2 protein-coding genes are annotated in these 609 nt (G+C 72.7%); one reads left to right on the forward strand and one right to left on the reverse strand.

All coding sequences use genetic code 11. From position 1 onward, the window contains the following. A partial coding sequence (locus tag IF89_RS48925) for a hypothetical protein (RefSeq protein WP_234328042.1) occupies nucleotides 1-237 on the reverse strand: 237 nt, incomplete at its 3' end. 71 nt (nucleotides 238-308) lie between these two features. Between IF89_RS48925 and IF89_RS39760 the strand changes: the two genes are divergently transcribed. After that, on the forward strand, nucleotides 309-609 hold a 301-nt coding region (locus IF89_RS39760), incomplete at its 3' end, for a hypothetical protein (RefSeq protein ID WP_043195002.1).

Consider the following 609-nt stretch of genomic DNA (forward strand, 5'->3'; position numbering starts at 1 on the left):
CCTCACCCGCAAGGACGGCACCGTGCTGTCCCAGACCGTGTACACGTACAACAGCCGCGGAGACCTGGCCACCCGCACCGACACCCGCCCCACCACCAGCCCCGCCCCCGGCAGCGACAACAGCAGCAGCGGTGTGGACAGCGGCGGAGGTGCGGGCAGCGGCGGGCAGGGGGGTGCCAGCGCGGACGGCAGCGGTGGAGCGGAGGCCGGCGGCGGCACGCCGGTGACGACGCACACCGTGCACGGCTACGACGCCTACAGCCGGCTCACCTCCACCACCGTCCACAACGGCCCCGACGCGAACGCCGGTGCTGCGGTCGACCGCCTACACCGCCAACGCCGCAGGCGACATCACCACGGTCACCGTCACCGGTGCGGACGGCAGCAAGACGGCCACCGCGCATGAGACCGATGCTGCGGGCCGCCTCACCGCCCTCACCACCGACGGCAAGACCACCGGCCAGACCTGGGATGCGGCTGGCAACCTCCTCACCGGGGCAGACGGCACCGCCTGGACCTACAACCCCGACAACAAGCCCGCCACCGCTGCCACCGCCGACGGCCTGCGCAGCACCTACACCTACTGGGCCGACGGCAGCCGGAAAACCA

The sequence above is a fragment of the Streptomyces sp. NRRL F-2664 genome (assembly GCF_000719345.1).
GTDB lineage: Bacteria > Actinomycetota > Actinomycetes > Streptomycetales > Streptomycetaceae > Streptomyces.